The organism is Kluyvera sp. CHPC 1.251, assembly GCF_036759945.1.
GTDB classification, from domain to species: domain Bacteria; phylum Pseudomonadota; class Gammaproteobacteria; order Enterobacterales; family Enterobacteriaceae; genus Kluyvera; species Kluyvera sichuanensis.
In genome coordinates this window covers 1-25,006 of sequence record NZ_JAPKIC010000013.1, presented here as the reverse complement: position 1 = coordinate 25,006, position 25,006 = coordinate 1, and the positions used below count along the sequence as shown (strand labels likewise).

The window sequence follows — 25,006 nt, the reverse complement described above, 5'->3', positions numbered from 1 at the left end:
GCGCATCTCAATGTGAGTTAGAAAAAGACCAGCCAGACCAGCATGGAGTAAAGAGCAAAGAGGGCGGTATAAATCACGCTGGCCAATGCCAGTGAAGGGTATCGATTAAGGATAATTCGCCGTGAAATAAGCGTCAGGATAACGCCAATAATAAGACAGAATAGCCAGCCAGGGTAATAGGCGCCAATGACCGGGATAGCGGGCGATAACGAACACCCGGTCAGCCCTGGCACGGGCGTCAGCCAGGCCATTTTTTCTAGCCGTATCCTAATCCTGGATTTAATGATTTGCATAATAGAATACATCCTGTGTATTTCTAACGATATTTATGATGAATATAAAATAACCATGAGAAGAGACAGTATGGCTATTTTTTTGCAGGAGAAAAATAGCTTTATTTATCTATCGCATTCATAACTTATTTATATTTTATATTTCTTGTGGAGGTTATTATATTTATTATGAATTTGAATACCGGCAGGCTTATTTTAGGCTTGTTTTGATATCGTCTGCATCTCGCCGTTTGCCGACTGAATTGAGATTCCTCCGCTACACCGATGGTGCACACTTGCATAACCTACCGCCAGCTCCCTGACGAGACTGGCCCTATGAAACGTTACCTCACCGCCGTATGCTTCTGCGCGCTGTCGCTGACCAGCCAGCTCGCTCATGCCGATATTATTGATGACGCCATTGGCAATATTCAGCAGGCGATCAACGATGCCTACAATCCGGGCAGTAGCGATCGCTCCAGCCGCGATCGGGATGACGACGATCGATCCTATAACGATCGCCGCAGCACGCAGAGCAGCCAGCAATATAACGATCGTCGCCGGCAGCTTGATGACCGTCGCCGTCAGCTTGACGATCGCCAGCGCCAGCTCGATCAGGAACGCCGTCAGCTGTCGGACGACGAGCAGCGTCTCGACGACGATTACGACCGTTAATCCAGGCGAATTTCCATGCCATCGTAACCCGCTTCAATGCCGGGCGGCAGCAGGTGGGTCATCATCCATTCATCAAACTGGTGGCTGATATGCGTCAGGATAACGCGCGGGCAGCGGATCTCGTCGTTAAGTACCTGAATCGTCGCCAGATCGCTATGGTTGCGCGGCGTTTGATCCCGCGGGGCGTGGCTGCAATCAATCACCATCACCTGCGGGCGATTATTGCTTAAAAAGGTCAGCGTTTTCTCCGGCAGCCCGGCGGTATCCGAAAGCCAGGCGACGCGGCTATGCGGCGTTTCCAGCAGGTAGCCAAAGGTGAGCTTCGAGTGTTCGAGCGGCACGGGCGTGACCTGCAATCCCTGCAAATCAAAGACCACGAACGGTGCGACGGTGTGGCTGAAATCCAGCAGGCCGGGATGTTTGAATAGATCGTCGCAGCCCTGTTCATCCGGCGGGCCGTAGACCGGAACGGTGTCGCCCACGCCCCAACGCAGCGGAAATAGCCCCTGCACGTGATCCATATGGTAGTGGGTGAGCAAAAACTGCTGAAAAGATCCGGCAGGCCAGCGATCGGTAAGATCGTGCAGCCCGGCGTCGATCAGGGTCACGGCGTCGTTAAAGCGGACCACGCCGCTACAGGCTTTCCGCCGATACTGCGGGGCACGACGCGCCCGCGTACAGGCCAGGCAGTCGCAGCCCCAGGCGGGCACGCCCTGCGCGCCGCCGGTACCGCTGAGGGTGAGGCTCAAACTCATACTGCATCCTCATAACGCTTTGGTGAAACGAACGTGGCTCGGGGCATAGCCTTCACGCTGATAAAAACGGTGGGCATCAAGACGTTTGACGCTGGTGGACAGCTCGGCCATCTCCGCACCCGCATCGCGTGCGGTCTCTTCCGCCCATGCCAGCAGCTGGCTGCCAATGCCGGTGCCGCGCACCTGTGGCATCACCACCAGCTCCTGGATTTCGCCTATCCAGTTGGCGTGATGCAGGTGGAACTGCAAATGCAAACTCACCATGCCCACTACCTCGTCGTCGAGCAGCGCCAGCTGATAGTGCAGATTTCTATCCTGAAGATTGGCGGCGAAGCCGGTGTAAAAGGCGTCTCTGTCGTATTCGGCCTGTTTCAGCTCGCACATCAGCGCGTAAACGTCCTCGATGTCCTCGAAGGTGGCATGGCGTAGTTCACAGACAAGCATAGCGTGGCTCCTTTCTCCCCATCAGCGTGAGGAGGGTCTCTACCGACTGTAGCAGACTGCCGTCATTGTTGAGCGTGTGGCACTCCGACGGCGTATAGCGCGCGGCGCGTTCCAGGCGGGCGGCAATCTCCACGCCGTTCTCCCGCCCGCGGGCGTGCAGCCGCTGGCGCAAGATCTCTGGTGAGACCTGCAAACAGACCGGCAGCAGCGCCTCAGTATAGCGGGCTTTGGCCTGGGCGAGATGGGCGCGTGAGCCGTTCACCACCACATCAAATCCGGCGTGCAGCCAGAGGTCAATTTCCACGCCCACGCCGTAGTACAGGCCGTTGGCGTGCCAGCTTAGCGCCAGTAGATTGTGCCCAGCGCGGGTGAAAAACTCTTGTTCACTCAGCGCGATATGGTTTTCACACCCGGCGCTGGCCGGGCGGGTGATATAACGATGTGCTACTAACAACTGGGAAAGCTCCTGCTGGCGAAGCACTTCCAGCAGGCTGTCCTTCCCGGAGCCGGACGGCCCCATTAACCAGACCAGTTTTCCCTTCATCAGAACACCCTTTTCCCCTGACGCCAGACGTGATCGATATGAATATGCTCGCCTTTGCGATGCGCCAGCACCAGATCGGCCCGTTTGCCTTCGGCAATCACCCCACGGTCGTGCAGATTCAGCGCTCGCGCCGGGTTTTTTGTCACCAGCCTCATGGCCTGAGGGAGGGTAAAGGTATTACTGTCGTCATCCGCCACGCGGAAGGCGGCATCCAGCAGACTGGCCGGGTAGTAATCAGAAGAGAGAATATCCAGCAGCCCCAGTTGGGCTAATTCACGTGCGGCGACGTTGCCGGAGTGCGAGCCGCCGCGCACGATGTTTGGCGCGCCCATCAGCACGTTCATGCCGTGGTGTCGCGAGGACTGTGCGGCTTCAAAGGTGGTGGGGAACTCGGCGATCACGCTGCCCAACTGGTGTGATTCAACCACATGTTCATGGGTGGCATCGTCGTGGCTTGCCAGCGCGATGTTACGATCCCGGCACATCCCGGCAATCGCCGTACGGTTTGGCTGCGACCAGCGGGCTGCCAGTGCCAGCTGCTCTTCTTCGTACTGACGCATCTGCTCATCGGTCAGCGAGTATTTGCCCTGATAGTATTCGCGGTACTTCTCGCGGTTGGCAAACTGACGCTGGCCCGGCGAGTGGTCCATCAGGGAGACCAGCGACACCGGCTCGCGGCCCACCAGTTTTTCAAACAGCGGCAGGGTGGTGTGATGCGGCAGTTCGCAGCGCAGATGCAGGCGGTGCTCGGCGCGGTTAACGCCGCGCTTTTGTGTCTCCTCGATGGCGTTGATCATCTTCTCGAGGTTTTCCAGACGGTCGCCGCCGTCGCGGACATCGCCAATGGCGACCGCGTCCAGTACGGTAGTGATACCGCTGGCGACCATTAGCGCGTCGTGGCTGCTCATCGCCGAGTGGGCAGGCCAGTCAACCTTCGGCCGCGGGGTGAAGAATTTATCCAGATTATCGGTATGCAGCTCAATCAGCCCCGGCAGCAGCCAGCCGCCTTCGCCGTCCATCGCTTCCGGCAGGCGGCTCTGGCTTTCGGCAAAGGCGCGAATTTCGCCGTCCTGCACCTCAAGGGAACCGTGAACCACGTCGTTCTCAAGAACTAGCTTTACGTTATTGATAATCATACAGGTGTACCCATTGGGTGGAGGCGGTCGGCGACCTGGTTGCGGACGGCTTCGTCATGGAAAATGCCGACGATAGCCGCGCCGCGGGCTTTGGCTTCGGTAATCAGGCTGACCACGGCAGCGCTGTTTTTGGCGTCCAGCGAGGCGGTGGGTTCGTCGAGCAGCAGAATCGGGTAGTCGACGATAAAGCCACGAGCAATGTTGACGCGCTGCTGCTCGCCGCCGGAGAAGGTTGACGGTGCGAGGTGCCACAGGCGCTCCGGCACGTTAAGGCGCGTCAGCAGCTGAGCGGCTTTCGCGGCGCAGACTTCACGGGGTACGCCGATGTTGAGCAGCGGCTGCATCACCACTTCCAGCGTGGAGATACGAGGGATGACTCGCAGAAACTGGCTGACCCAGCCAACGGTGGTTTTACGCACTTCCACCACCTTGCGCGCCGGGGCACTGACCAGATCGACCCATTCGTCGCCGTGTTTGATATGAATATGGCCTTCATCCGGCAGGTAGTTGGCGTACAGCGAACGCAGCAGAGTGGATTTACCGCTGCCGGAGTGGCCGTGCAGCACCACGCACTCTCCGGCGTTGACGGTGAGCGAGGCTTCGCGCAGCACCGGAAGCTGGACACCGTTTTGCTGATGCAGAACAAAGGTTTTACTGACATTTTCGACGCGGATCGCGTTCATTTTTTGCCTCTTTAAGCATTTTGCGTTCGATTGCCTGATGGCGCTTCGCTTATCAGGCCTACAACCGTTTTAGAATGCTGACAAACTTAAAAAAGAGCGCGGACGGTCCCCTCGCCCCTTGGGGAGAGGGTTAGGGTGAGGGGGATCCGCTGTTTTATCCGTGCGTTATTACCCTCACCCCGGCCCTCTCCCTGAAAGGGAGAGGGAGAAAACCCGCCGCGCGAGGGTTAGTTCTGCAACACCGACGACACCAACAGCTGGGTATACGGATGATGCGGATCGTCGAGTACCCGGTCGGTCAGCCCACTTTCCACCACCTGCCCCTGCTTCATCACCAGCAAACGGTCGGCGAGCAGGCGCGCGACGCCCAAATCATGGGTGACAATCACCACCGCCAGGTTCAGCTCCACCACCAGGCCGCGCAGCAGGTCGAGCAGGCGCGCCTGCACCGACACGTCCAGCCCACCGGTAGGCTCATCCATAAACACCAGCTTCGGATGGGTGACGAGGTTGCGGGCAATCTGCAGGCGCTGCTGCATCCCGCCGGAAAAGGTGGTTGGCAGGTCATCGATGCGCGAGGCCGGGATCTCTACTTCCTCCAGCCAGCGCTGGGCGGTGGCGCGGATATCGCCATAGTGGCGCGCGCCGGTAGCCATCAGCCGCTCGCCGATATTGCCGCCCGCCGATACCTGACGACGCAGGCCGTCCATCGGATGCTGATGCACCACGCCCCACTCGGTGCGCAGCAGGCGGCGGCGATCGGCCTCGGTCATCGCGTACAGCGAACTGTCCTGATAGCGAATTTCCCCTTCCTGCGGCGTCAGCCGTGCCGAAATGGATTTCAGCAGCGTGGTTTTACCGGAACCGGATTCGCCGACGATGCCCAGCACTTCGCCCGGCCACAGGTCAAAGGAGACGTTGCTGAAGCCCTTGCCCGGCGCGTAGAGATGGGTCAGGCGGTCAACGGAGAGTAATGGTTGCGTCATGCGTTTTTCGCCTCGCTCTGTTGGCGGCAGAAATCGGTATCGGAGCAGACAAACATCCGTTTGCCGCTGTCATCGAGCACCACTTCATCGAGATAGCTGTGCTGCGAACCGCAGATGGCGCACGGCTCGTCCCAGCTCTGGATGGTGAACGGATGGTCGTCAAAATCGAGGCTCTCGACGCGGGTAAACGGCGGCACGGCGTAGATGCGCTTCTCGCGCCCGGCACCGAACAACTGCAGCGCGGGCATCATGTCCATCTTCGGGTTATCGAATTTCGGGATCGGCGACGGATCCATCACGTAGCGGCCGTTCACCTTCACCGGGTAGGCGTAGGTGGTGGCGATATGACCGAAGCGGGCGATATCTTCATACAGCTTCACCTGCATCACGCCGTACTCTTCCAGCGCATGCATGGTGCGGGTCTCGGTTTCGCGCGGTTCGATAAAGCGCAGCGGCTCGGGGATCGGCACCTGGAAGATCAGGATCTGATCCTCAACCAGCGGCGTCTCCGGGATCCGATGACGAGTCTGGATAAGCGTCGCGTCTTCGGTGCGTTCGGTGGTGTTCACTCCGGTGACGCGCTGGAAAAACTGGCGGATGGAGACGGCGTTGGTGGTGTCGTCCGCGCCCTGGTCAATGACCTTCAGCACGTCTGCTTCGCCAATCACGCTGGCGGTTAGCTGAATCCCGCCGGTGCCCCAGCCGTACGGCATCGGCATTTCGCGGCCGCCGAACGGCACCTGATAGCCGGGGATCGCCACCGCCTTGAGGATGGCGCGGCGGATCATGCGCTTGGTCTGTTCATCGAGATAAGCGAAGTTATAGCCGCTGAGATTAGCCATTTTTCTGCTCCCGTTGCAGGCGTTTCAACAGTTCCAGTTCGGCCTGGAAATCGACGTAGTGGGGGAGTTTCAGGTGCGAGACGAAACCGGCGGCTTCAACGTTATCGGCGTGGGCGAGGACAAACTCTTCGTCCTGCGCCGGGCCTGCGGCGTGCTCGTCATAGTCTGGCGCCTGCAATGCGCGGTCGACCAGCGCCATCGCCATCGCCTTGCGCTCGCTCATGCCGAACACCAGGCCGTAGCCGCGGGTGAAGTGCGGCGGTTCGTCCGCCGGGTCAACGAAGCCGTTCACCATTTCGCATTCGGTCATCAGCAGTTCGCCGACGTTCACCGCAAAACCCAGCTCTTCGGGCACAATTTCCACATCAATATGGCCGCTGCGAATTTCCCCGGCGAACGGGTGGTTGCGGCCGTAGCCGCGCTGGGTGGAGTAGGCCAACGCCAGCAGGTAGCCTTCGTCGCCGCGCATCAGCTGCTGTAAGCGCGAGGAGCGTGAGCACGGGTAGACCGGCGGCGTGCGGGTGATGTCATCCGGCATCGCGCCGTTATCCTCTTCCGCTTTCGCCAGCCCCTGATTTGCCAGCAGGCTGAAGACGTGTGGGGCGGCAGACGGCTCGCCGTCGTCGGTTTTCAGGGTTGGCGCTTCGCCGTTCGCCAGCAGCGTAAAGTCCAGCAGGCGATGGGTGTAGTCGTAGGTCGGCCCGAGCAACTGGCCGCCGGGCACGTCTTTATAGACGGCGGAGATGCGGCGCTCCAGGCGCATGCTATCTGTCTTCAGCGGCTCGCTCACCGCCAGCTTGGCCAGCGTGGTGCGGTAGGCGCGCAGCAGAAAAATGGCTTCAACGTTATCGCCGCTCGCCTGCTTCAGCGCCAGCGCGGCCAGTTCGCGGTCGGCGATGCCGCCTTCGGTCATTACCCGGTCCACCGCCAGGTTAAGCTGCTGTTCAATCTGGGCGACGCTGAGCTCCGGCAGCGCGGTGTCGCCCCGGCGTCGATGTTCCTGTAGCGCGTGGGCGGCGGCTATCGCCTTCTCACCCCCTTTGACGGCAACGTACATATCAGCAAACCTCGACGTGAGTGGTGCGCGGGATGGCCAGCAGACGCTCGCCGCAGGTGAGGATCAGATCCACGCCGAGCGGGAACGGGTGCGGGCGTTCGGTTAGTTCATGCAGAATGCAGTTCGGCAGCTGCGGGGCGATCATCCGTTCTTCGGCGATGCCCGCACCAGTCAGGCGCAGCATGCGGCCGCCGCTGAGGCTCGAGACCTGCACAATCAGCGTGGCGCTGGTTTCCGGCGCTACGGCGCTGCCTTCACACAGGGCGTTGAGCTGCTCGCTGCTGATGGTGTCGCTCGACACCGCGAAGGTTGCTTGCTGCGGCTGCTCAACCAGCGGCGCGTTGGTGTGAAAGCGCAGGCTCTGGCTGACGATATCGTTATGCAGTGCATTGGATAGCCACACCGGCGTGTCGTTGTCGGCAAGGGTCAGCAGCACGCTGGTGGTGGCGACGTTCAGCGGCTGCCAGCCGTGTTTGAGCTGGTGCAGCGCGACGATCACGCCCGGCTCGCTCATGGCTTTTAACAGGCGACGAAAGCTGTGCTGGGCATCCTGCACGGGAAGGGTAAAAGCGGTTTCCAGGGTCATGCGTTATCTCCGCGAACCAGCGTAAAGAAGTCGACCCGGCTGGCGTTGATTTCAGCCTGACGTGCGGCAATGCGCGCGGTACGGTCGGCTTCCAGCGGGGTAATCAGGGTTTCTAATAAGGTTTGAAAATGGGTCGGCTGCTGCATCAGCGCGTCAATCACCGCGCAGCGCTCGGCGTGGGCTTTATCACGCCCCAGCACCCAGCTGTAACCCAGCGTGCCGCCGTTCAGGCGGACGGCGGCGCGGGTCAGCGTGGCATCGCCGGCAAAAAAGCGTTCTCCGGTGCCGCCCATGCGGCCCTGGAGCTGGACCAGACCGGTTTCCGGGGCGCGGATCGTTTCGTAGTCGACGTTAATGTTCAGGGCGACCATTTTCTCCGCCAGATTGGCGGGGTCGCTGTGGGACAGCACCGACATCCAGTGCTGACGGGTCGCGGTATCGAGGTGCATTCAGTGCTCCATAATAAATTCGATCATGTCGGCGCGGGTCAGGCTGACGGAGTACTCCATCGCCTGGTCATCGCCTTCACGATGGTTCAGGGTGCGCACGCACAGCAGGGGCGCCATGTTGGGAATTTCTAAGCGCTGGCTCTCTTTGGCCTGCGCCCGGCGTGCGCTGATACGGGTCTGGCTGCGTTTGAGCGCAATGCCGGTTTGCTCACGCAGGAAGTCATGCAGCGAACCGCTGCTGAAGTTTTGCAGCGTGGGCCAGAGCGTGAGGTCGGCGAAGTAGTGGTCGATAAGGCACAGTGCCACGCCGTTGACCCGGCGCAGGGTGCGCAGGTGAATAACGTTGTCGCCTTCGGTAATTCCCAGCGCTTCGGCGATATGGCTGGAGGCCGGGCGCAGCACCGACAGCAGCTTTTCGCTGGTGGGATGGCTGCCCTGGTCGAGCAGATTCTGGCTAAAGCGCGCCTGGGCGTTCAGCGGGTAGTCGAACGGGCGCATCAGCACCAGCACGCCAACTCCCTGACGGCGCTGAACCCAGCCTTTCTCCACCAACTGGTCGATGGCGCGACGCAGGGTGTGACGGTTCACTTCAAAGCGCGCCGCCAGCTGGTGCTCGGCGGGCAGATAGTCGCCGCAGCGGTAGTTCTGGCGCAGCTCTTGTTCCAGGCGTGCCGCAATCTCTTGATAACGCGTCGAATAACTGGTCGGATGTGTAGACAAGTGCATAGTCAACAAAACCTCGCTAATTAGATGAAGTGCTTACGCAAACGCTGAGAGAGGAAATCCAGCAGGCTGACGGTGACGATGATGAGGACCATCAGCGCACAGGTTTGCTGGAACTGGAAACCGCGAATGGCCTCCCACAACGTCACGCCGATGCCGCCTGCGCCCACCATGCCGACCACCGTAGCGGAGCGGACGTTGGACTCGAAACGGTAGAGCGAGTAGGAGATTAAGAGCGGCATCACCTGCGGCAGTACGCCGTAGAGGATCTCTTCAATTTTGTTCGCCCCGGTGGCGCGAATGCCTTCAACCGGGCCGGGTTCAATGGCTTCCACCGCTTCGGAAAGCAGCTTGGAGAGGACGCCAGTGGTGTGGATAAACAGTGCCAGCACCCCGGCAAATGGGCCTAAGCCGACGGCCACCACGAACAGCATGGCGAAGACCATTTCGTTGATGGCGCGACAGGCGTCCATCAGGCGGCGCATCGGCTGGTAAATCCACCACGGCACCAGGTTTTCGGCGCTCATCAGGCCGCAGGGAATGGAGAGTACGACCGCCAGCGCGGTACCCCAGACGGCGATTTGCAGGGTCACGGCCATCTCGCTGAGATAGTCCTGCCACTGGCTAAAGTCCGGCGGGAAGAAGTCAGCGGCGAAGGTCGCCATGTTACCCGCGTCTTTGAACAGCGTGACCGGGTTCATTTCCGCCCCTTTCCAGGAGACGACAAGCACCGCCAGTAGGATGGCCCAGCTGATCAGCGAGAACCAACTGCGCTTGGGCGGGGGAACGGTGATGGTGTGTTGCATGGTTGGTCTCCGGGTTTCCTGAGTTCCCTCTCCCCTATGGGGAGAAGGTTAGGGTGAGGGGGTCAGCACCGTGCCGATTTCCCCTCACCCCGGCCCTCTCCCAGAGGGAGAGGGGGAAAGGGTTACTGCACCGCTTTGGTCACCGACGTCATCGCGCCAATCGCCGCCGTGGTACGGTCAAGGTCGCTCAGACGCGCCTGAATCTCGGCGGTTTTAGTGGCCTTTTCAGCGTCGTTCAGCGTGCCGTTGCCCTTCACGGTCTGCATCTCTTTAAACAGCGTCAGCTGACGAATCGGCAGCAGCTGCAGGTCGCTGGAGGCGCGGAACGGCGCCCAGCCCAGACGTTCCAGTACCGCTTTCTGTTCCGGCGTTTTGCCGTAGTTCATAAAGAAGCTGTACACCTTGTCCTTGGTGGATTCAGACAGGTTTTTACGCCACACAATCGGGTCGCCTGGGATCAACGGTGACTTCCAGATAACCTTCAGCTCTTTCAGCTTGTCCGGCGCGGAGACCTTCAGCTTGTCGAGGTTTTCGGTGTTGTTGGTGGCGACATCCACCTGCTTGTTGGCGACGGCCAGGGCGTTGGTTTCATGGCTGGCGTTAACCGTGCGCTTGAAGTCGCTGGCGGAAGCGTTGTTCTTGGCGAAGACGTAGTAGCCAGGGACCAGGAAACCGGAGGTGGAGTTCGGGTCACCGTTGCCGAAGGTCAGCTCTTTGCGTTTAGCGAGCAGGTCATTGAGGTTGTTGATTGGGCTGTCTTTGTTGACGATCAGCACGCTCCAGTAGCCAGGGGATCCGTCGGCGGCCACGGTCTGCGCGAATACCTGACCGTTGGCACGGTCCACCGCTTCCATGGCGGAGAGGTTGCCGTACCAGGCGATATCGACCTTGTTAAAGCGCATCCCCTGGATGATCCCCGCGTAGTCCGGTGCGAAGAAAGCGTTGACCTTCACGCCCAGCGACTTTTCCATGTCCTTCAGGAACGGTTCCCATTGCGGCTTTAAGTTCTGCTGTGATTCCGTCGAAATAATGCCGAAGTTCAGCGCCTTTTCCTGCTCTTCCGCGTGGGCTGGGGTTAACAGGGTGCTGAGGCTAAACATGCTGGTAAAGGCCAGCGCGGCAACGGCTTTATAACTCATTTCCATTCCTCATTGTGGGGACGTTAAGCAGCCTGCGCGTTCTCTTCGACGCGATTAATGCTGCGGTAGAGATGGTCAAATCGTTCGTTATCAAACTGCTGGCTGCTGCCGTCATAGAACACGTGTCCCTGACGCAGCGCGATGATGCGTTCGCAGTAGCGCAGCGCATAATCGACCTGGTGCAGCGTCACCACTACGGTGATGCCGTCGGTCTGGTTAATGTCGCGCAGCGTGTCCATCACGATGCGCGCGGATTCCGGGTCCAGCGAGGCGATAGGCTCATCGGCAAGGATCACTTTCGCCTGCTGCATTAGCGCACGGGCAATCGCCACGCGCTGCTGCTGGCCACCGGACAACGTAGAGACGCGCTGGTGGGCCATGTGCGCCATACCTACGCGGGTTAACGCCTGCAGGGCACGTTGCTTCTGATCGCGGGTGAACCAGCTAAAGCAGGTGCGCCAGAACGGCGTGCTGCCGAGCGCACCAATTAGCACGTTCTCCATCACGCTCAGACGGTTCACGAGGTTGAACTGCTGGAAGATGTAGCCGGTGTGAGCGCGGCTTTTACGGATGTCGCGGGCCAGACGGCCCGACTGCTGTACGGTGTTGCCCAGCAGTTCGATGCGGCTGCTCGGCGTTTTATCGCCGACGATAAGGCCGCTCAGATGACGTAAAAGGGTGGATTTGCCAGAACCAGATGGGCCAAGCAAAGCCACCATCTCACCAGCGTGGACGTTCAAATCAATGGTGTGGAGCACCTGTTGCTGATTGAACGTTTTGTTGAGCTTTTCAACGCGAATAATCGTTTGCATGCTGAGACCCTCATTTAAGGTGGCCTCATCGTGGCGAATTAATGTGACATTTGGGTTAAGAGATAGTTACTTGAAGATGAATAATTGACCGGGGTTTGATGACAGGGCGGGAGGCCGTGGCCTCCCGCGTGGTTAGAGTGTGGGCTCTTGTTGTTTGACCACGTTAATCATCCACGGCACGCCGTAGCGGTCGATGACGCGACCGAAGCCGTGCGCCCAGAAGGTCTCCTGCCAGGCCATCTCAACCTTGCCGTTGGCGGCGAGATTGTCGAACCAGCGTTTACCCTCTTTTACGTCCTGGGTGTCGAGCACCAGCGTAAAGCCAGCGTAGTTAACGGCATCCGGCGAGGTGCCGTCGCTCATCATGATATCGCTGCCCGCGATGTGGACGTTGGCGTGGGCGATGGCGCTATCGGGAAACTTCAGGCCGGACGGGCAGCTGCCTTCTTCATCCATGGCGGAGGGCGGCATTTCGCCGAAGGTGATTTTGTAGCGCAGTTCCGCACCCAGCGCCTGCTGATAATAGGCAATGGCATCGGCGCAGTTTCCGGAAAAGGCGAGATAGGGGCTTAACGGCATGATCGTTACCTCAGGTAAGAAGTGCTCATTAAGTGTAGTGCGTGTCGGTTCAGGGGGCGAAGCGGGGCGGGGAGCGTATTGCCGGATGGCGATGCTATGCATCTTATCCGGCCTACCACGAGCAGTGCTTTCTGTAGGCCGGATAAGCGAAGCGCCATCCGGCAATACGATGCAACAAACTAAATTAGTTCTTTTTCACAAACTCAGATTTCAGCTTCATCTGGCCGAAACCGTCGATTTTGCAATCGATGTTGTGGTCGCCTTCCACCAGGCGGATGTTCTTCACTTTGGTGCCGATTTTCAGCATTGAAGAGCTGCCTTTGACCTTCAGGTCTTTAATCACGGTGACGCTGTCGCCGTCGACCAGCAGGTTGCCGTTGGCATCTTTAACGATCAGTTCGTCACCGTCGTGTGCCGGTTCAGCATCGTTCCACTCGTGCGCGCACTCCGGGCAGATGAACATGCCGTTGTCTTCGTAGGTGTATTCGGAGTTGCATTGTGGGCAGTGGGGTAATGACATGGATATTTCCTCAAATGTGCAGTGCGAAAGGCAAAGGCCTGTAAAACGGCAAATCGCCGAAAATAGCCCTGATTATACAATAAAACCCTGCAGTTGTCGGTGTTATCCGGGATTTGGTTGACGAATGGTCAGAAAACGAGGGGCGGTTTTCCCCCTCTCCCTTGCAGGGAGAGGGCCGGGGTGAGGGGGAGTGTGCAGATTTTCCCTCACCCTAACCCTCTCCCAAGGGGAGAGGGGACCGATTAGTGGTGCGCGGGCTGTGGTGCTGTTTCTGATTTCTTTTCAGTTGATTGCGGTGCGCCATAACGTTTGGCGTACAGCGCGGTAATAATCGGCACCAGAATCGCGGTGACAATCACGCTGGCGGCGACCAGTGCCGTAGCGGATGCCGCAACCGGGGCAAACGACGGGTTAATCTGTGCAATGATAACCGGGTTCGCCACGGCAGCGCCGGCTGCAGAAGAGGCGGCAACGCCTGCGGTACCATTACCACCGCCAATCACGCGGTCAGCAATAATCAGCGGAATACCGGTGATGATGATAACCGCCACGCCCAGCACGATACCCAGCAGACCGGTGTCGAGAATCACGTTCAGGTTGATGGTGTTACCCAGTGCGAAGCCGAAGAACGGAATCAGGACCGGCGTGGCTTTGCTGAAGAACGCACGCAGGTCGTGGTCCAGGTTACCGAGGGTGAAGCCAATCAGGAATGGCAGCACGGCACCGATAAAGTGGTGTGGCTCAAAGGAAGCCAGGCCTGCGGAACCGAGGATCACCATGGTCATCAGCGGGCCGGATTCCAGCGACATCAGCACGAACGCACCGGACTCTTCTTTGGTGCCGTACTGGTTCATCAGGCTGGCGTACAGACCGCCGTTGGTCATATCCATAGCCGAAACGATCGCCAGCACGGAGAGGCCAGCAAAGAAACCGGTCTGAATACCTGTGTCAGGAATAAAGGATGCCGCAATCATGGCAACCACCCAGGCGACGGCGATTTTGGTCAGCACCAGCGTGCCGGATTTGCGTAATACCGTGCCGGTAGCACGTAAATCAATGGATGCCCCAATACAGAAGAACCACACCGCCAGAATCGGTACCGTTCCGCCAATCATACCCTTAGTGAAAGATCCGAAATATTCACCGGTTGTTGGGGCCAGGGTATTTAATACCGCGCCTAACAGTAACGGGATAAGCATCATCCCGCCAGGGATTCGTTCCATTGTTGCTTTGATTTTCATGTGACATCCTCGCTTCGTATCGCCCAGGCGACAGAAGAGGTTAAGTATAATAATTTCAGTGTGTTATATGGCTATCATCTGGTGTTCTTATGTCAGTCAGCTTTCGTGTTAAAAGAAACTTATCGACATATTCAACGCTGTTTCGGAAGTTATAATGCATTTGTAGAAATGATGATTCAATGAAAATAAAACAGCGTTTTATATATATAGATCACATATTTCAAATGTTGACATTGAGCGCATCTAAAAGATAAAAACGGTGTGAAGTGAATGTAAAAAATTCTGAAAAAACTCTTTTCGAAATTGAGGTGAAAAAACATCGCGAAGCATGCGGTGGGTCTAGCGTTGAGCGGGAAATGAGCAGGTAAATGTGAGCGGAATATTTCGCTTTGGTAGCATGATTCAATCTTTTGTTAAGTTGATCACAATATTAATCGCTGTTAGGGTAAATAGGATTGTCCCTCAAACGGTCATTTTCCGAGGGGCGGCTTTTTAACTGACTCGCCAGCAGGCCCAACAGGTTTGATTGTCCGCAAACATCGACTCACGCAGACATGCAAACCTGCTACGCTTGGATAAACGGAACCAGCATCTCCACGGTTCCCTTTACGCACCCTCGCAAACACATCGTGTGTTTGTCGCCACTGGGTGTGCGTTCAAGGCGAAATTGAACGAGGAAAACCATGCTTAAAAGGAAAAAAGTAAAACCGATCACGATTCGTGACGTCACTATTATCGACGATGCCAAACTGCGAAAAGCGATCACTGCTGCTTCACTGGGTAACGCGATGGAGTGGTTTGACTTCGGGGTTTATGGGTTTGTGGCCTATGCGCTGGGTAAAGTTTTCTTCCCGGATGCCGACCCTAGCGTGCAGATGATTGCCGCATTGGGTACCTTCTCCGTTCCCTTCCTGATTCGTCCACTGGGCGGTTTGTTCTTCGGGATGCTGGGGGATAAATACGGTCGCCAGAAGATTCTCTCCATCACCATTATTATTATGTCGCTCAGTACATTCTGTATTGGCCTTATTCCCTCGTACGAGACCATTGGTATTTGGGCACCAATCCTGCTGCTGCTGTGTAAAATGGCGCAGGGTTTCTCGGTCGGCGGTGAATATACCGGGGCGTCTATCTTTGTCGCTGAATACTCTCCTGACCGTAAACGCGGTTTCATGGGCAGCTGGCTGGACTTCGGTTCGATTGCCGGGTTCGTGATGGGGGCGGGTCTGGTGGTGCTGCTCTCTACTGCGGTGGGTGAGGCGAACTTCCTTGAGTGGGGCTGGCGTATTCCGTTCTTCGTTGCGCTGCCGTTAGGGATTATCGGTCTCTATCTGCGTCACGCGTTAGAAGAGACCCCGGCGTTCCAGCAGCACGTCGATAAGCTGGAGCAGGGCGATCGTCAGGGTCTGCAGGATGGACCAAAGGTATCGTTTAAAGAGATTGCCACCAAGCACTGGCGCAGCCTGCTGGCGTGTATCGGTCTGGTTATCTCCACCAACGTGACCTACTACATGCTGCTGACCTACATGCCGAGTTACCTGTCGCATAACCTGCACTACTCAGAAGACCACGGCGTGCTGATTATCATCGCCATTATGATCGGTATGCTGTTCGTGCAGCCGGTGATGGGTCTGCTGAGCGACCGATTTGGCCGTCGTCCGTTTATCGTGGTGGGTAGCGTTGCGCTGCTGGTGTTCTCGATTCCGGCCTTCGTGCTGATTAACAGCAACTCGATTGGCCTGATTTTCTCCGGCCTGCTGCTGCTGGCGGTGATCCTGAACTGCTTCACCGGGGTAATGGCGTCGTCGTTACCGGCGATGTTCCCAACCCATATCCGCTACAGCGCGCTGGCGAGTGCCTTTAACATCTCGGTACTGGTTGCCGGTGTAACGCCGACGCTGGCCGCCTGGCTGGTGGAGTCAACGCAGAACCTGATGATGCCGGCCTACTATCTGATGGTGGTGGCGGTAATCGGCCTGATGACCGGCGTGATGATGAAAGAGACCGCCAACCGACCGCTGAAAGGCGCGACGCCTGCGGCATCGGATATGGCCGAAGCGAAGGAGATCCTCCAGGAGCATCACGACCATATCGAGCATAAGATTGAAGATATCGATGCCGAGATTGCCGCGTTGCAGGAGAAACGCTCGCAGCTGGTGATGCAGCATCCGAAAATTAACGAGTAGGCTGGATAAGGCAACGCCGCCATCCGGCAAGGTGCATCGAACTGCCTGATGGCGCTGCGCTTATCAGGCCTACAAATAAAAACCCCGGCCTTATCGACATGCCGGGGTTTTTTTATGCTTATCGTTCGCGGAACGCTTCGGCTTTGGCCCTCAGAATCGGCTTCAGCAGATAGGCCAGAATGGTTTTCTTGCCGGTAATAATATCCACCGACGCCACCATCCCCGGAATAATAAGCAGCGGTTTTTCATCGCTGCCGAGGTGGTTTTTCTCCGTACGTAGACGAATGACATAGAAGCTCTTACCGTCTTTGTCCGTCACCGTATCAGGGCTGATTTGCTCCAGCTTAGCCTTCAGGCCGCCATAGATGGTGAAGTCGTAGGCGGTGAACTTGACCATCGCTTCCTGCCCAGGACGCAGGAAAGCGATATCCTGCGGGCGGATTTTTGCTTCAATCAGCAGCGTATCGTCCAGAGGAACAATCTCGACCAGGTCGTTGCCCGGTTGGATAACGCCGCCGATGGTGTTGACCATCAGCTGCTGGACGATGCCGCGTACCGGTGAAGTGACCAGCGTACGGTTAACCCGATCCTCGATGGCCTTGCCGGTGGCGGTGAGCTTGCTGAGTTCGGTGCGGGCTTCGTTGAGCTGGGACAGCGCTTCACTGCGATAGCGGCCGCGCGTCTCACCCATTTTACTTTCAATCTCTTTAATCGCCGCCTGGGCTCTTGGCACTGACAGCGTGACCGACTCCAGCTGCCCGCGGGTTTCTACTTCGGAGCGGCGCAGGCGCAGTACCTCGACCTTCGAGATGGCCCCTTTGGCAACCAGCGGTTCAGACATGCTGATTTCCTGTTGCAGCAGCCCCAAGCTACGGCGGTACTGCTCGCCTTTGGCCTGGTAATCCAGTAGTTCCTGTTTCTTTTGCACCAGTTGCTCATCCAAGCCTGATAACTCGCTCTGAATCCGTTTGTTCACGCTGGCAAAGAGCTCCATTTCGCCGTTAGCGATATCCGGCGACTTCTCCACAATATCCGGCGACAGGGTGAGCGTTTCTTTGCCATCCAGCTGCGCGGTCAGGCGTTGAATACGCGCCTCCAGCGCCAGTCGGTCGGCCTCGGACTCCCCGGCGTTAGAGCGAAAGCGAGTATCGTCGAGACGCAACAGCGGCGCGCCTGCTTTGACGACTTCCCCTTCGTGCACGAACACTTCGGCGACAATCCCCCCTTCCAGGTTCTGGATTTTTTGCAGACGGGAAGAGGGAATCGCTTTTCCGTCGCCGCGCGTCACTTCGTCGATTTCAGCCAGCGATGCCCAGGCAACCATGATGATAAAGAAGCCGAGGATCGCCCACAGCGTGATACGCACCACGCGCGGAGAGTCATCGAGTAGCGCTTTGTTCACCTCGTTTGAGGTGAGCGTTGTGGCGTTTCTATCGCCAAAAAGCCACTTCATCATTCGGTTAACGTTGCGCATGAATTTGTCCCTTTTTCAGTGCGGTCATGACGCTTTCTTTCGGACCATCCGCGATGATTTTGCCGTTATCGAGGATAATCAGGCGGTCAACCAGCGTCAGCAGCGAGGCACGGTGGGTGACCAGCAGCAGCGTTTTGTTGCTGACGAGCGGCGTCAGCGCTTTTTTAATCAAATCTTCGCTGGTGTTGTCCATCGAGCTGGTGGGTTCATCCATCAGGAGTACCGGCGGGTCGAGCAGCAGCGCCCGCGCCAGCGCGACGGCCTGACGCTGGCCGCCGGAAAGATTCATCCCGCGTTCCCCGACCTGCATGTTGTAGCCGGAAGGGTGGCGACGAGCGAACTCATGTACGCCAGCCAGCGTGGCCGCACGCAGCATCGTCTCTTCATCAACGTAGCTGGCGCCGCTCAACAGGTTATCGCGCAGCGTACCGCTGAACAGGTGAATATCCTGCGGCGCGTAGCCGATGTTATGCCGGACATCGTGGACGTCGAGCTGGCGGGCATCAATGCCATCAATCAGAATGGTGCCCTCATCTGGCTGGTAGAAACCAACCAGCAGCTTCGCCAGCGAGCTTTTGCCGGAACCGCTACGGCCGATAATCCCCACCTTCTCGCCCGGCTCAATTTTGAGCGAAATGCCGTTTAACGACATGTACTGGTTTTGTGGGTAGTGGAAGGTCACGTCGCGGAATTCGATAGCGCCAGAAAGCGTTTCACGCTTCAGCGGCACTTCGTCCTCCTGCACTTCCTGGTCAAGATCCATCATGCGGTCGATGGTGGCCTTGGTCATTTTGGCGCGCTGGTAGCGGGTGATCAGACTGCAAAGTTGGCCAATGGGCATCATGGCACGGCGATTGAGCAGGTAGCAGGCGATCAGGCCGCCCATACTGAGGTTACCGGCAATAATGCTGTACACGCCCACGACAATCATCACGACGCCGGCAATTTTCTGGATCCATGCCGTCAGGTTCACCGCAAGATAGGAGAGCGATTTAACCCGCAACTCCAGCTTGCTCAACTGGCCGATAATCTGTTCCCACTGATACTGACGTTCGCTTTGCGCGTTGTTGACCTTAATCGCGTCCAGGCCGGTAATGGTCTCAACCAGCATGGCCTGACGTTCAGTGGAGAGGCGATAGGTTTTTTGCACCTGCTCCAGCAGCGGGCGCTGAAGCATCCAGTTAATGCCCAGCGCAATCGGATAACAGAGCAGCGGAATCAGGGCAAGCGGGCCGCCAATAATACCGATAACCAATAAAATCAATAAAGTAAACGGGAAGTCGATGAGCGCCGTCAGGGTGAATGACGAGAGGAAATCACGTACCGACTGATACTCCTGGAACTGCTGCGTAAAGCCGCCAACCCGCTGTGGCCGCTCTTTCATCTTCATGCCCAGCAGGCGTTCAAACAGCGCTGCCGAAACGATGAGATCGGTCTTTTTCCCCGCGATATCAAGACAAATACCGCGTAATACCTTCAGAATGAGATCAAACACAAAGGCGATTGAGATGCCGATTGCCAGCACCCAGAGCGTGGCGGTGGCCTGGTTTGGTACCACGCGATCGTAGACGTTCATCACGAACAGCGGCGTAGCAATCGCGATCACGTTGATGATAAAACTGGCGACAACCGAATCCAGGTAAAGAAGTTTCGACAGTTTTAACGTGTCTTTAAACCAGGAACGGGTGCGTGGAATCGTCGCCGTCGGCTGGCGGTCGTATTCGTGTCCTGGCTGGATAAAAATGGTTTTCCCGCTGTAGTTTTCCGCCAGCGCTTCGCGCTCAAGCACGACTTCACCGCCTTCCGTTTCCGTTGTCAGAAGACGGGCGCGCTGCTGGTCGTCCCATTCAATCAGCACGGCGGCCTGATCGTTTTTGAGGAGTACGATAGCGGGTAGCGAAATGGCGGTGATTTTTTCCAGCGGCCGCTGCAGTACGCGCGCTTTTAGCCCCGCGCGCTTCGCCGCGCGTGGGAATGCGCTGAGCGTGAGTCGATGTTCATCCAGCGGCAAACCGCCGGTTAATACGTTGCGACTGGTCACGATGTTGTGCAACTGGCAGACGATCATCAGTGAATCGAGCAGGGGATCGTCATGATGTTGCCGCGGATCGTGCCTGATGGTGTTATCAGCAGAAGCAGTCACTTGCTCAAGTGGATCAGTATAAGACGCCATAGTCAGACCTTATATACCAGCGAAGAAAACTCGCGCAGGCTGAAGAGTATAAGGGGTTACCTCACCGTAGAGTAAGATAACCCGCAGCCCAAAATCGATTATTTCAGTTCGGGTAAGTTGTTGTGTGCCGTCTGCTGCTCATCCACCGGCTGTGCGGCCGTTGGTGCCTGAATATTCAGCTGTTTTAGCAGATCGCCAATACGGGCGTTGATGCGGTAGGTGGTGAACATCTCCACAAACTGCATTTCGACGTAGCGGCGCTGGGCGGTGAACACTTCGTTTTCGCTGTCCAGCATATCCAGCAGGCTACGCTCGCCGATGCTGAACTGCTCCTGATACGCGGTGCGCACCACGGCACTGCGATCGGCGTAATCTTTGGCGATCGGCACCTGCTGTTTGGCGTTCTGCCAGGCGTTCCAGGACAGACGCAGCTCCTCATCCAGCTGGCGGAGGGCGTTGCGTTTGACGTCCTGCGCTTCCTGCATTTTATAGGCATAAGATGACAGCTGTGCTTTATCGCTGCCGCCGTTAAACAGGTTGTAGTTCATACGCACCATCGCCTGCCACTCCTGATCGTGACCACGCGTACCGTCAGTGTTGTTATCCATGCGGCGGCCGAGGTCGACATCCACGCTTGGGTAGAAGCGGGATTTCGCGGCTTCATACTGCTGACGGGTGGCTTCAACGTCCGCATCGGCCTGCTTGAGCAGCGGGCTGTTTTCCAGCATCTGCTTGCGGGCTTCTACCTGTGAGCCTGGGACTTTGGTTGCCATCGGCATTGACAGGTTGCTGGCCTCTTTGCCGACTACGCTGTAGTAGTTGGCCTGGGCATCTTCGAGGTTGGTTTGTTCGGTCAGCAGGTTGTTTTTCGCCTGCGCCAGACGCGCCTGCGCCTGCTCAAAGTCAGCCTTACGGCCTACGCCCTGTTCGGTGCGCAGGCGAATTTGATCGAAAACGCGCTCGTGGTTTTTCAGGTTATCCTGCGCCAGTTGCACCATTTTTTGACGCATCAGAACGTCGAGATAGCTCTGAATCGCATTCAGCGCAGTCACTTCACTGGTGTTCATCACCGTGTATGCCCGGGAGTTCACGGTCGCCTTTTGCCGGGCCACTTCGCTGGTGGTGGCAAAACCGTTAAACACATTCTGGCGCAGATTAAGGCTGGATTCGCTGCGGTTCAGGTTGCGACGATGATCGTTAGCCGCGCGGGTGCTGGCGTTATCGGTCTGCTCCCAGCCGGTGCCGGCGGAGAGGTTCAGGGTGGGCAGGTAGCCGCCTTTTGCCGCCCGTAAATCCTCATCGGCAGAATAGCGGCTGTTGGCCGATGCGCTCACCTGCGGGTGCCAGAGCAAGCTGTCTTTGACGGCCTGTTCGAGCGTGGCAGCACTAACGCTGCTGGCGAACAGCAGCGGCAGAGAGACGCTGGTGAATACCCGAATGTGTTTGTTCATGATGTCGCCCTTTCCTTACGTTTATTTCCCTGGCTACGGGTTTTGGCCACCAGAGGCAATGTCATTAATATCATTTACTGCTAAGGGTTCATCCAGACCAATAAGGGTGGCTATGATGAACTAATAATAAAAAGAGTCGGCGGTAGCCGACCCTAACGCATCAGGCGTCCGTATCAGGCTGCGGTATTAAATGATCCAGCTCCGCAATATTATGGGCATTCCAGCTATCCGCCCCCTCACCGCCAGAACTTTCCGCCGGAACATCCTGTACGTGTCCCACCGCATCGGTATTCCCCGCTGGCGCTTCTACCTGAATCATTGAGCTGACATCATTGGTGCTGTCATCGTGGATAATCTCGCTGAGATCGATAGTCTCCACCTGATGCGTATCTGTCGTCGCCGTTGAGGCCGGTTTATCCTCTAGTGGTTCAGCGTTCTGGGCGGTATCGGCCTCATGCAGTTGGCTATCAATATCGTCCAGCAGCATGCTCAGCGATGTCTCAGGGCTTTCGCTAGCCACGCTCTGCACCTGGGACGTATCCTGCTCAATCGCGCTGAGATCGATAGTTTCATTGTCGCCCAGCAGGCCAGCGGTATCCTGATCTGCTGCGGTATGATCGTTTGCTGAATCCGTTTCCTCTGCCTGACCTGCGGTGTCTACCGTCGGGTTTCCGGCAAGGTTATCTGCCGGTTCGCTGGTGTCGGTTTCACCGGTATTCGCGGTATCGCCAGGATCGGTTGTTGCCGTATGCGTATCGTTGCCGCTCAACGCCGCCAGATTTGCGGAGTCGCTTTCCGTTGAGCCGATACATCGTCGGTATGTTCGGTTGAGTCAACGGTGCTGACGTGCGCCAGAGTCGCATGGTGAGCGTCTCCCTCCGTCGATAGCGTATGAGTCGAGTCGTCCGCGTGGTTATCTTCACCGCCAGCGAGGACGATTGAGTGATCGCCGCTGTTGGCATCAATCGGCCCGGAAGACGGCGATGAGTCGTCGACGTCGGTGACAACATCGACTTTGACCGAGCCCAGATCGGTTATCTGCGTCGGTGATGTCAGGGTTAAATGCGCATCCAGATGGGTGCCATCTGGAACATCGATGGTCAGATTCCCCTTGTCGTCTGCCGTATAGTCAACGCCCAGATAGTTGACCGTGGCTTTTGGAGCTAACCCACTGAATTTTATTGAGGTAATGTTGTGGTCGCTACTTCCCTCAATGTTGGCATCAATATTCAGGTCATATTGCCAGGAGACTTTACTGTCGGAATGACCGGGATCCAGGCCTTCTTTCCCCGTTCCGGAGATAATTTCAGTTAAACGGTTATTACCATAAAACGTTTGTCCATTAACGGTAAGGTTGACGCTTTCGATGTAGTTAATGTTGCCATTGACGTTTTTTGTGCCATCCGTGTTGCTCCACGATGAGTCCCCAGGGACAAAAATGTAGTCGTGCGCAGTACTGCTGCTGGCTTCGCGGTTGCCGTTGACCGCATTCATCGCATGCTGGGTGTTATCTCCCTGCGTGTAGGTACTACCATCGTGCAGAATAAAGATATCGGATTTACCCACGGTACCATTCGCGTTACCGGAGGTGTATTCATGGATGTTGGATGAAGGGATATCCTTAGAAACATATTTCCCGACGTCACCTTGAGATACCCACACAACAACATTCGCCCCAACTGCAACAATCATACCGCTGCCGTCGATATCAAAGCCGTTACCGCTAGGATCTTTGCTACCGCCGTTAACCTCGATGACCTTTGTAGGATTAGAGGCGGTAAAGTTGACGTTGAGGGTGATGTCGGAGTCGGCGTCGGCATCAGAGTCGGCATCGGCATCGGCGTCGGCATCGGCGTCTGCATCGGCATCTGCGTCCGCATCGGCATCCGCATCAGCGTCGGCATCAGCGTCGGCATCAGCGTCCGCATCGGCGTCCGCGTCGGCATCAGCGTCCGCATCGGCATCAGCATCGGCGTCCGCATCAGCATCGGCATCGGCGTCCGCATCAGCATCCGCATCGGCGTCTGTGTCGGCGTCGGCATCGGCGTCCGCATCGGCATCAGCGTCGGCGTCGGCATCGGCATCGGCATCGGCATCGGCATCAGCGTCGGCATCGGCATCAGCGTCGGCATCCGCATCAGCATCCGCATCGGCGTCTGCGTCTGCGTCGGCATCCGCATCGGCATCAGCGTCGGCATCCGCATCAGCGTCTGCATCGGCATCCGCGTCTGCATCGGCATCAGCGTCGGCATCCGCATCAGCGTCGGCATCGGCGTCGGCATCCGCATCAGCGTCGGCATCCGCGTCGGCATCTGCATCGGCGTCTGCATCAGCATCAGCATCAGCGTCGGCATCAGCATCAGCATCAGCATCAGCATCAGCGTCGGCATCTGCATCTGCATCGGCATCGGCATCAGCATCAGCATCAGCATCCGCGTCGGCATCCGCATCGGCATCCGCATCGGCGTCGGCATCAGCGTCGGCATCAGCGTCCGCATCCGCATCCGCATCGGCGTCGGCATCTGCATCCGCATCGGCGTCCGCATCCGCATCCGCATCGGCGTCGGCATCCGCATCGGCGTCGGCGTCGGCGTCGGCATCGGCATCAGCGTCGGTATCCGCATCGGCATCAGCGTCGGCATCCGCATCAGCATCAGCATCAGCATCAGCATCAGCGTCGGCATCCGCATCCGCATCAGCATCGGCATCTGCGTCGGCATCCGCATCTGCGTCGGCATCCGCATCTGCGTCCGCATCGGCGTCTGCGTCGGCATCAGCGTCTGCATCGGCATCGGCATCGGCATCCGCATCGGCATCCGCATCAGCGTCGGCATCAGCGTCCGCATCGGCATCGGCATCGGCATCGGCATCGGCATCTGCATCCGCATCGGCGTCCGCATCCGCATCCGCATCAGCGTCGGCATCGGCATCGGCGTCGGCATCGGCGTCGGCGTCGGCATCCGCATCAGCGTCGGCATCAGCGTCGGCATCTGCATCGGCGTCTGCATCGGCATCGGCGTCCGCATCGGCGTCTGCGTCTGCGTCGGCATCAGCGTCGGCATCGGCATCGGCATCAGCGTCTGCGTCTGCGTCGGCATCAGCATCCGCATCGGCATCCGCATCGGCGTCTGCATCGGCATCGGCGTCTGCATCGGCATCGGCGTCTGCATCGGTATCTGCGTCTGCGTCGGCATCCGCATCGGCGTCGGCATCGGCATCTGCGTCCGCATCAGCGTCAGCGTCGGCATCGGCATCTGCGTCCGCATCAGCATCCGCATCGGCGTCGGCGTCTGCATCCGCGTCTGCGTCGGCATCTGCGTCTGCATCGGCATCCGCATCGGCGTCGGCATCCGCGTCGGCATCTGCGTCCGCATCAGCATCAGCATCGGCATCGGCATCAGCATCAGCATCAGCATCAGCATCAGCATCCGCATCGGCGTCGGCGTCTGCATCCGCGTCTGCGTCGGCATCTG

Annotated in this window: 25 protein-coding genes; 2 read left to right on the top strand and 23 right to left on the bottom strand. The window is 57.8% G+C overall.

Going from position 1 to position 25,006, the window contains the following annotated elements; genetic code table 11:
• Window positions 1-17: 17 nt before the first annotated feature.
• A complete protein-coding gene (locus V6940_RS20105) occupies window positions 18-293 on the bottom strand; it encodes a YtcA family lipoprotein (protein ID WP_333497066.1) in 276 nt (91 codons plus the stop codon).
• Window positions 294-608: 315 nt separating this feature from the next.
• Between V6940_RS20105 and yjdP the strand changes: the two genes are divergently transcribed.
• Window positions 609-947, top strand: coding sequence for a DDRRRQL repeat protein YjdP (gene yjdP, locus V6940_RS20100; RefSeq protein WP_333012356.1), 339 nt, complete (start codon window positions 609-611; stop codon window positions 945-947).
• Here the strand turns inward: yjdP and phnP are convergent.
• The 17 genes from phnP to kdgT form a co-directional block, all read right to left on the bottom strand.
• Complete coding sequence (gene phnP, locus V6940_RS20095) at window positions 944-1,702, bottom strand: phosphonate metabolism protein PhnP (RefSeq protein WP_333497065.1); 759 nt, start codon at window positions 1,700-1,702, stop codon at window positions 944-946. The two genes, yjdP and phnP, sit on opposite strands and share 4 nt — an antisense overlap.
• Before the next feature lie 9 nt (window positions 1,703-1,711).
• A complete protein-coding gene (gene phnO / locus V6940_RS20090) occupies window positions 1,712-2,146 on the bottom strand; it encodes an aminoalkylphosphonate N-acetyltransferase (RefSeq protein ID WP_333497064.1) in 435 nt (144 codons plus the stop codon).
• Window positions 2,133-2,690, bottom strand: coding sequence for a ribose 1,5-bisphosphokinase (gene phnN, locus V6940_RS20085; protein ID WP_333497063.1), 558 nt, complete (start codon window positions 2,688-2,690; stop codon window positions 2,133-2,135). Before phnN ends, phnO begins: the two co-directional genes overlap by 14 nt.
• Entirely contained in the window at window positions 2,690-3,826 is a 1,137-nt protein-coding gene (gene phnM, locus V6940_RS20080; protein WP_333497062.1) for an alpha-D-ribose 1-methylphosphonate 5-triphosphate diphosphatase, read from the bottom strand. Before phnM ends, phnN begins: the two co-directional genes overlap by 1 nt.
• Entirely contained in the window at window positions 3,823-4,509 is a 687-nt protein-coding gene (phnL, locus tag V6940_RS20075) for a phosphonate C-P lyase system protein PhnL (RefSeq protein WP_333497061.1), read from the bottom strand. The genes phnM and phnL overlap by 4 nt, the downstream gene beginning before the upstream one ends.
• Window positions 4,510-4,736: 227 nt before the next feature.
• Window positions 4,737-5,495, bottom strand: a complete 759-nt coding sequence (phnK, locus tag V6940_RS20070; protein WP_185668486.1) for a phosphonate C-P lyase system protein PhnK — start codon at window positions 5,493-5,495, stop codon at window positions 4,737-4,739.
• Window positions 5,492-6,337, bottom strand: a complete 846-nt coding sequence (gene phnJ / locus V6940_RS20065) for an alpha-D-ribose 1-methylphosphonate 5-phosphate C-P-lyase PhnJ (protein ID WP_220438968.1) — start codon at window positions 6,335-6,337, stop codon at window positions 5,492-5,494. The genes phnK and phnJ overlap by 4 nt, the downstream gene beginning before the upstream one ends.
• Complete coding sequence (locus V6940_RS20060; protein ID WP_333497060.1) at window positions 6,330-7,394, bottom strand: carbon-phosphorus lyase complex subunit PhnI; 1,065 nt, start codon at window positions 7,392-7,394, stop codon at window positions 6,330-6,332. Before V6940_RS20060 ends, phnJ begins: the two co-directional genes overlap by 8 nt.
• A gap of 1 nt (window position 7,395) precedes the next feature.
• Window positions 7,396-7,980, bottom strand: coding sequence for a phosphonate C-P lyase system protein PhnH (phnH, locus tag V6940_RS20055; protein WP_065356600.1), 585 nt, complete (start codon window positions 7,978-7,980; stop codon window positions 7,396-7,398).
• A complete protein-coding gene (gene phnG / locus V6940_RS20050; protein WP_333497059.1) occupies window positions 7,977-8,429 on the bottom strand; it encodes a phosphonate C-P lyase system protein PhnG in 453 nt (150 codons plus the stop codon). Before phnG ends, phnH begins: the two co-directional genes overlap by 4 nt.
• A complete protein-coding gene (gene phnF / locus V6940_RS20045) occupies window positions 8,430-9,155 on the bottom strand; it encodes a phosphonate metabolism transcriptional regulator PhnF (protein WP_333497058.1) in 726 nt (241 codons plus the stop codon).
• Window positions 9,156-9,175: 20 nt separating this feature from the next.
• A complete protein-coding gene (gene phnE, locus V6940_RS20040; RefSeq protein ID WP_333497057.1) occupies window positions 9,176-9,958 on the bottom strand; it encodes a phosphonate ABC transporter, permease protein PhnE in 783 nt (260 codons plus the stop codon).
• A gap of 122 nt (window positions 9,959-10,080) precedes the next feature.
• A complete protein-coding gene (gene phnD / locus V6940_RS20035; RefSeq protein ID WP_333497056.1) occupies window positions 10,081-11,097 on the bottom strand; it encodes a phosphonate ABC transporter substrate-binding protein in 1,017 nt (338 codons plus the stop codon).
• Between the two features lie 23 nt (window positions 11,098-11,120).
• Window positions 11,121-11,909 (bottom strand): phosphonate ABC transporter ATP-binding protein, encoded by a 789-nt coding sequence (phnC, locus tag V6940_RS20030; protein ID WP_333497055.1) that lies wholly within the window; start codon window positions 11,907-11,909, stop codon window positions 11,121-11,123.
• Between the two features lie 132 nt (window positions 11,910-12,041).
• A complete protein-coding gene (yjdN, locus tag V6940_RS20025) occupies window positions 12,042-12,488 on the bottom strand; it encodes a VOC family metalloprotein YjdN (RefSeq protein ID WP_333497054.1) in 447 nt (148 codons plus the stop codon).
• Window positions 12,489-12,672: 184 nt separating this feature from the next.
• Complete coding sequence (locus V6940_RS20020) at window positions 12,673-13,008, bottom strand: zinc ribbon domain-containing protein YjdM (RefSeq protein WP_185668496.1); 336 nt, start codon at window positions 13,006-13,008, stop codon at window positions 12,673-12,675.
• A 242-nt stretch (window positions 13,009-13,250) separates the two neighbouring features.
• Complete coding sequence (gene kdgT / locus V6940_RS20015) at window positions 13,251-14,249, bottom strand: 2-keto-3-deoxygluconate transporter (RefSeq protein ID WP_333497053.1); 999 nt, start codon at window positions 14,247-14,249, stop codon at window positions 13,251-13,253.
• Window positions 14,250-14,932: 683 nt separating this feature from the next.
• On the opposite strand from kdgT, the gene proP reads away from it, so the two are divergent.
• Window positions 14,933-16,435, top strand: coding sequence for a glycine betaine/L-proline transporter ProP (gene proP / locus V6940_RS20010; RefSeq protein ID WP_333497052.1), 1,503 nt, complete (start codon window positions 14,933-14,935; stop codon window positions 16,433-16,435).
• Window positions 16,436-16,553: 118 nt separating this feature from the next.
• Here the strand turns inward: proP and V6940_RS20005 are convergent, their stop codons facing one another.
• The 5 genes from V6940_RS20005 to V6940_RS19985 all read right to left on the bottom strand — a co-directional run.
• Window positions 16,554-17,909: an HlyD family type I secretion periplasmic adaptor subunit gene (locus tag V6940_RS20005; RefSeq protein ID WP_442910833.1), complete on the bottom strand. Its 1,356-nt coding sequence runs from the start codon at window positions 17,907-17,909 to the stop codon at window positions 16,554-16,556.
• Window positions 17,896-20,082, bottom strand: coding sequence for a type I secretion system permease/ATPase (locus tag V6940_RS20000; protein WP_333497051.1), 2,187 nt, complete (start codon window positions 20,080-20,082; stop codon window positions 17,896-17,898). The genes V6940_RS20005 and V6940_RS20000 overlap by 14 nt, the downstream gene beginning before the upstream one ends.
• Window positions 20,083-20,180: 98 nt before the next feature.
• Complete coding sequence (locus tag V6940_RS19995) at window positions 20,181-21,533, bottom strand: TolC family outer membrane protein (protein WP_333497050.1); 1,353 nt, start codon at window positions 21,531-21,533, stop codon at window positions 20,181-20,183.
• 160 nt (window positions 21,534-21,693) lie between these two features.
• The gene (locus V6940_RS19990; RefSeq protein ID WP_333497049.1) at window positions 21,694-22,302 is read right to left on the bottom strand and encodes a hypothetical protein; all 609 of its coding nucleotides are present in this window, start codon (window positions 22,300-22,302) and stop codon (window positions 21,694-21,696) included.
• Window positions 22,299-25,006, bottom strand: a 2,708-nt coding sequence (locus V6940_RS19985) for a hypothetical protein (protein ID WP_333497048.1), incomplete at its 5' end; no start/stop codon positions are given. The genes V6940_RS19985 and V6940_RS19990, both read right to left, overlap by 4 nt.

What these genes read in the sequence shown, in the direction of transcription:
- V6940_RS20105 (WP_333497066.1), bottom strand. Translation starts at nt 293, where the DNA reads ATGCAAATCATTAAATCCAGGATTAGGATACGGCTAGAAAAAATGGCC.
- yjdP (WP_333012356.1), top strand. Translation starts at nt 609, where the DNA reads ATGAAACGTTACCTCACCGCCGTATGCTTCTGCGCGCTGTCGCTGACC.
- phnP (WP_333497065.1), bottom strand. Translation starts at nt 1,702, where the DNA reads ATGAGTTTGAGCCTCACCCTCAGCGGTACCGGCGGCGCGCAGGGCGTG.
- phnO (WP_333497064.1), bottom strand. Translation starts at nt 2,146, where the DNA reads ATGCTTGTCTGTGAACTACGCCATGCCACCTTCGAGGACATCGAGGAC.
- phnN (WP_333497063.1), bottom strand. Translation starts at nt 2,690, where the DNA reads ATGAAGGGAAAACTGGTCTGGTTAATGGGGCCGTCCGGCTCCGGGAAG.
- phnM (WP_333497062.1), bottom strand. Translation starts at nt 3,826, where the DNA reads ATGATTATCAATAACGTAAAGCTAGTTCTTGAGAACGACGTGGTTCAC.
- phnL (WP_333497061.1), bottom strand. Translation starts at nt 4,509, where the DNA reads ATGAACGCGATCCGCGTCGAAAATGTCAGTAAAACCTTTGTTCTGCAT.
- phnK (WP_185668486.1), bottom strand. Translation starts at nt 5,495, where the DNA reads ATGACGCAACCATTACTCTCCGTTGACCGCCTGACCCATCTCTACGCG.
- phnJ (WP_220438968.1), bottom strand. Translation starts at nt 6,337, where the DNA reads ATGGCTAATCTCAGCGGCTATAACTTCGCTTATCTCGATGAACAGACC.
- V6940_RS20060 (WP_333497060.1), bottom strand. Translation starts at nt 7,394, where the DNA reads ATGTACGTTGCCGTCAAAGGGGGTGAGAAGGCGATAGCCGCCGCCCAC.
- phnH (WP_065356600.1), bottom strand. Translation starts at nt 7,980, where the DNA reads ATGACCCTGGAAACCGCTTTTACCCTTCCCGTGCAGGATGCCCAGCAC.
- phnG (WP_333497059.1), bottom strand. Translation starts at nt 8,429, where the DNA reads ATGCACCTCGATACCGCGACCCGTCAGCACTGGATGTCGGTGCTGTCC.
- phnF (WP_333497058.1), bottom strand. Translation starts at nt 9,155, where the DNA reads ATGCACTTGTCTACACATCCGACCAGTTATTCGACGCGTTATCAAGAG.
- phnE (WP_333497057.1), bottom strand. Translation starts at nt 9,958, where the DNA reads ATGCAACACACCATCACCGTTCCCCCGCCCAAGCGCAGTTGGTTCTCG.
- phnD (WP_333497056.1), bottom strand. Translation starts at nt 11,097, where the DNA reads ATGAGTTATAAAGCCGTTGCCGCGCTGGCCTTTACCAGCATGTTTAGC.
- phnC (WP_333497055.1), bottom strand. Translation starts at nt 11,909, where the DNA reads ATGCAAACGATTATTCGCGTTGAAAAGCTCAACAAAACGTTCAATCAG.
- yjdN (WP_333497054.1), bottom strand. Translation starts at nt 12,488, where the DNA reads ATGCCGTTAAGCCCCTATCTCGCCTTTTCCGGAAACTGCGCCGATGCC.
- V6940_RS20020 (WP_185668496.1), bottom strand. Translation starts at nt 13,008, where the DNA reads ATGTCATTACCCCACTGCCCACAATGCAACTCCGAATACACCTACGAA.
- kdgT (WP_333497053.1), bottom strand. Translation starts at nt 14,249, where the DNA reads ATGAAAATCAAAGCAACAATGGAACGAATCCCTGGCGGGATGATGCTT.
- proP (WP_333497052.1), top strand. Translation starts at nt 14,933, where the DNA reads ATGCTTAAAAGGAAAAAAGTAAAACCGATCACGATTCGTGACGTCACT.
- V6940_RS20005 (WP_442910833.1), bottom strand. Translation starts at nt 17,909, where the DNA reads ATGCGCAACGTTAACCGAATGATGAAGTGGCTTTTTGGCGATAGAAAC.
- V6940_RS20000 (WP_333497051.1), bottom strand. Translation starts at nt 20,082, where the DNA reads ATGGCGTCTTATACTGATCCACTTGAGCAAGTGACTGCTTCTGCTGAT.
- V6940_RS19995 (WP_333497050.1), bottom strand. Translation starts at nt 21,533, where the DNA reads ATGAACAAACACATTCGGGTATTCACCAGCGTCTCTCTGCCGCTGCTG.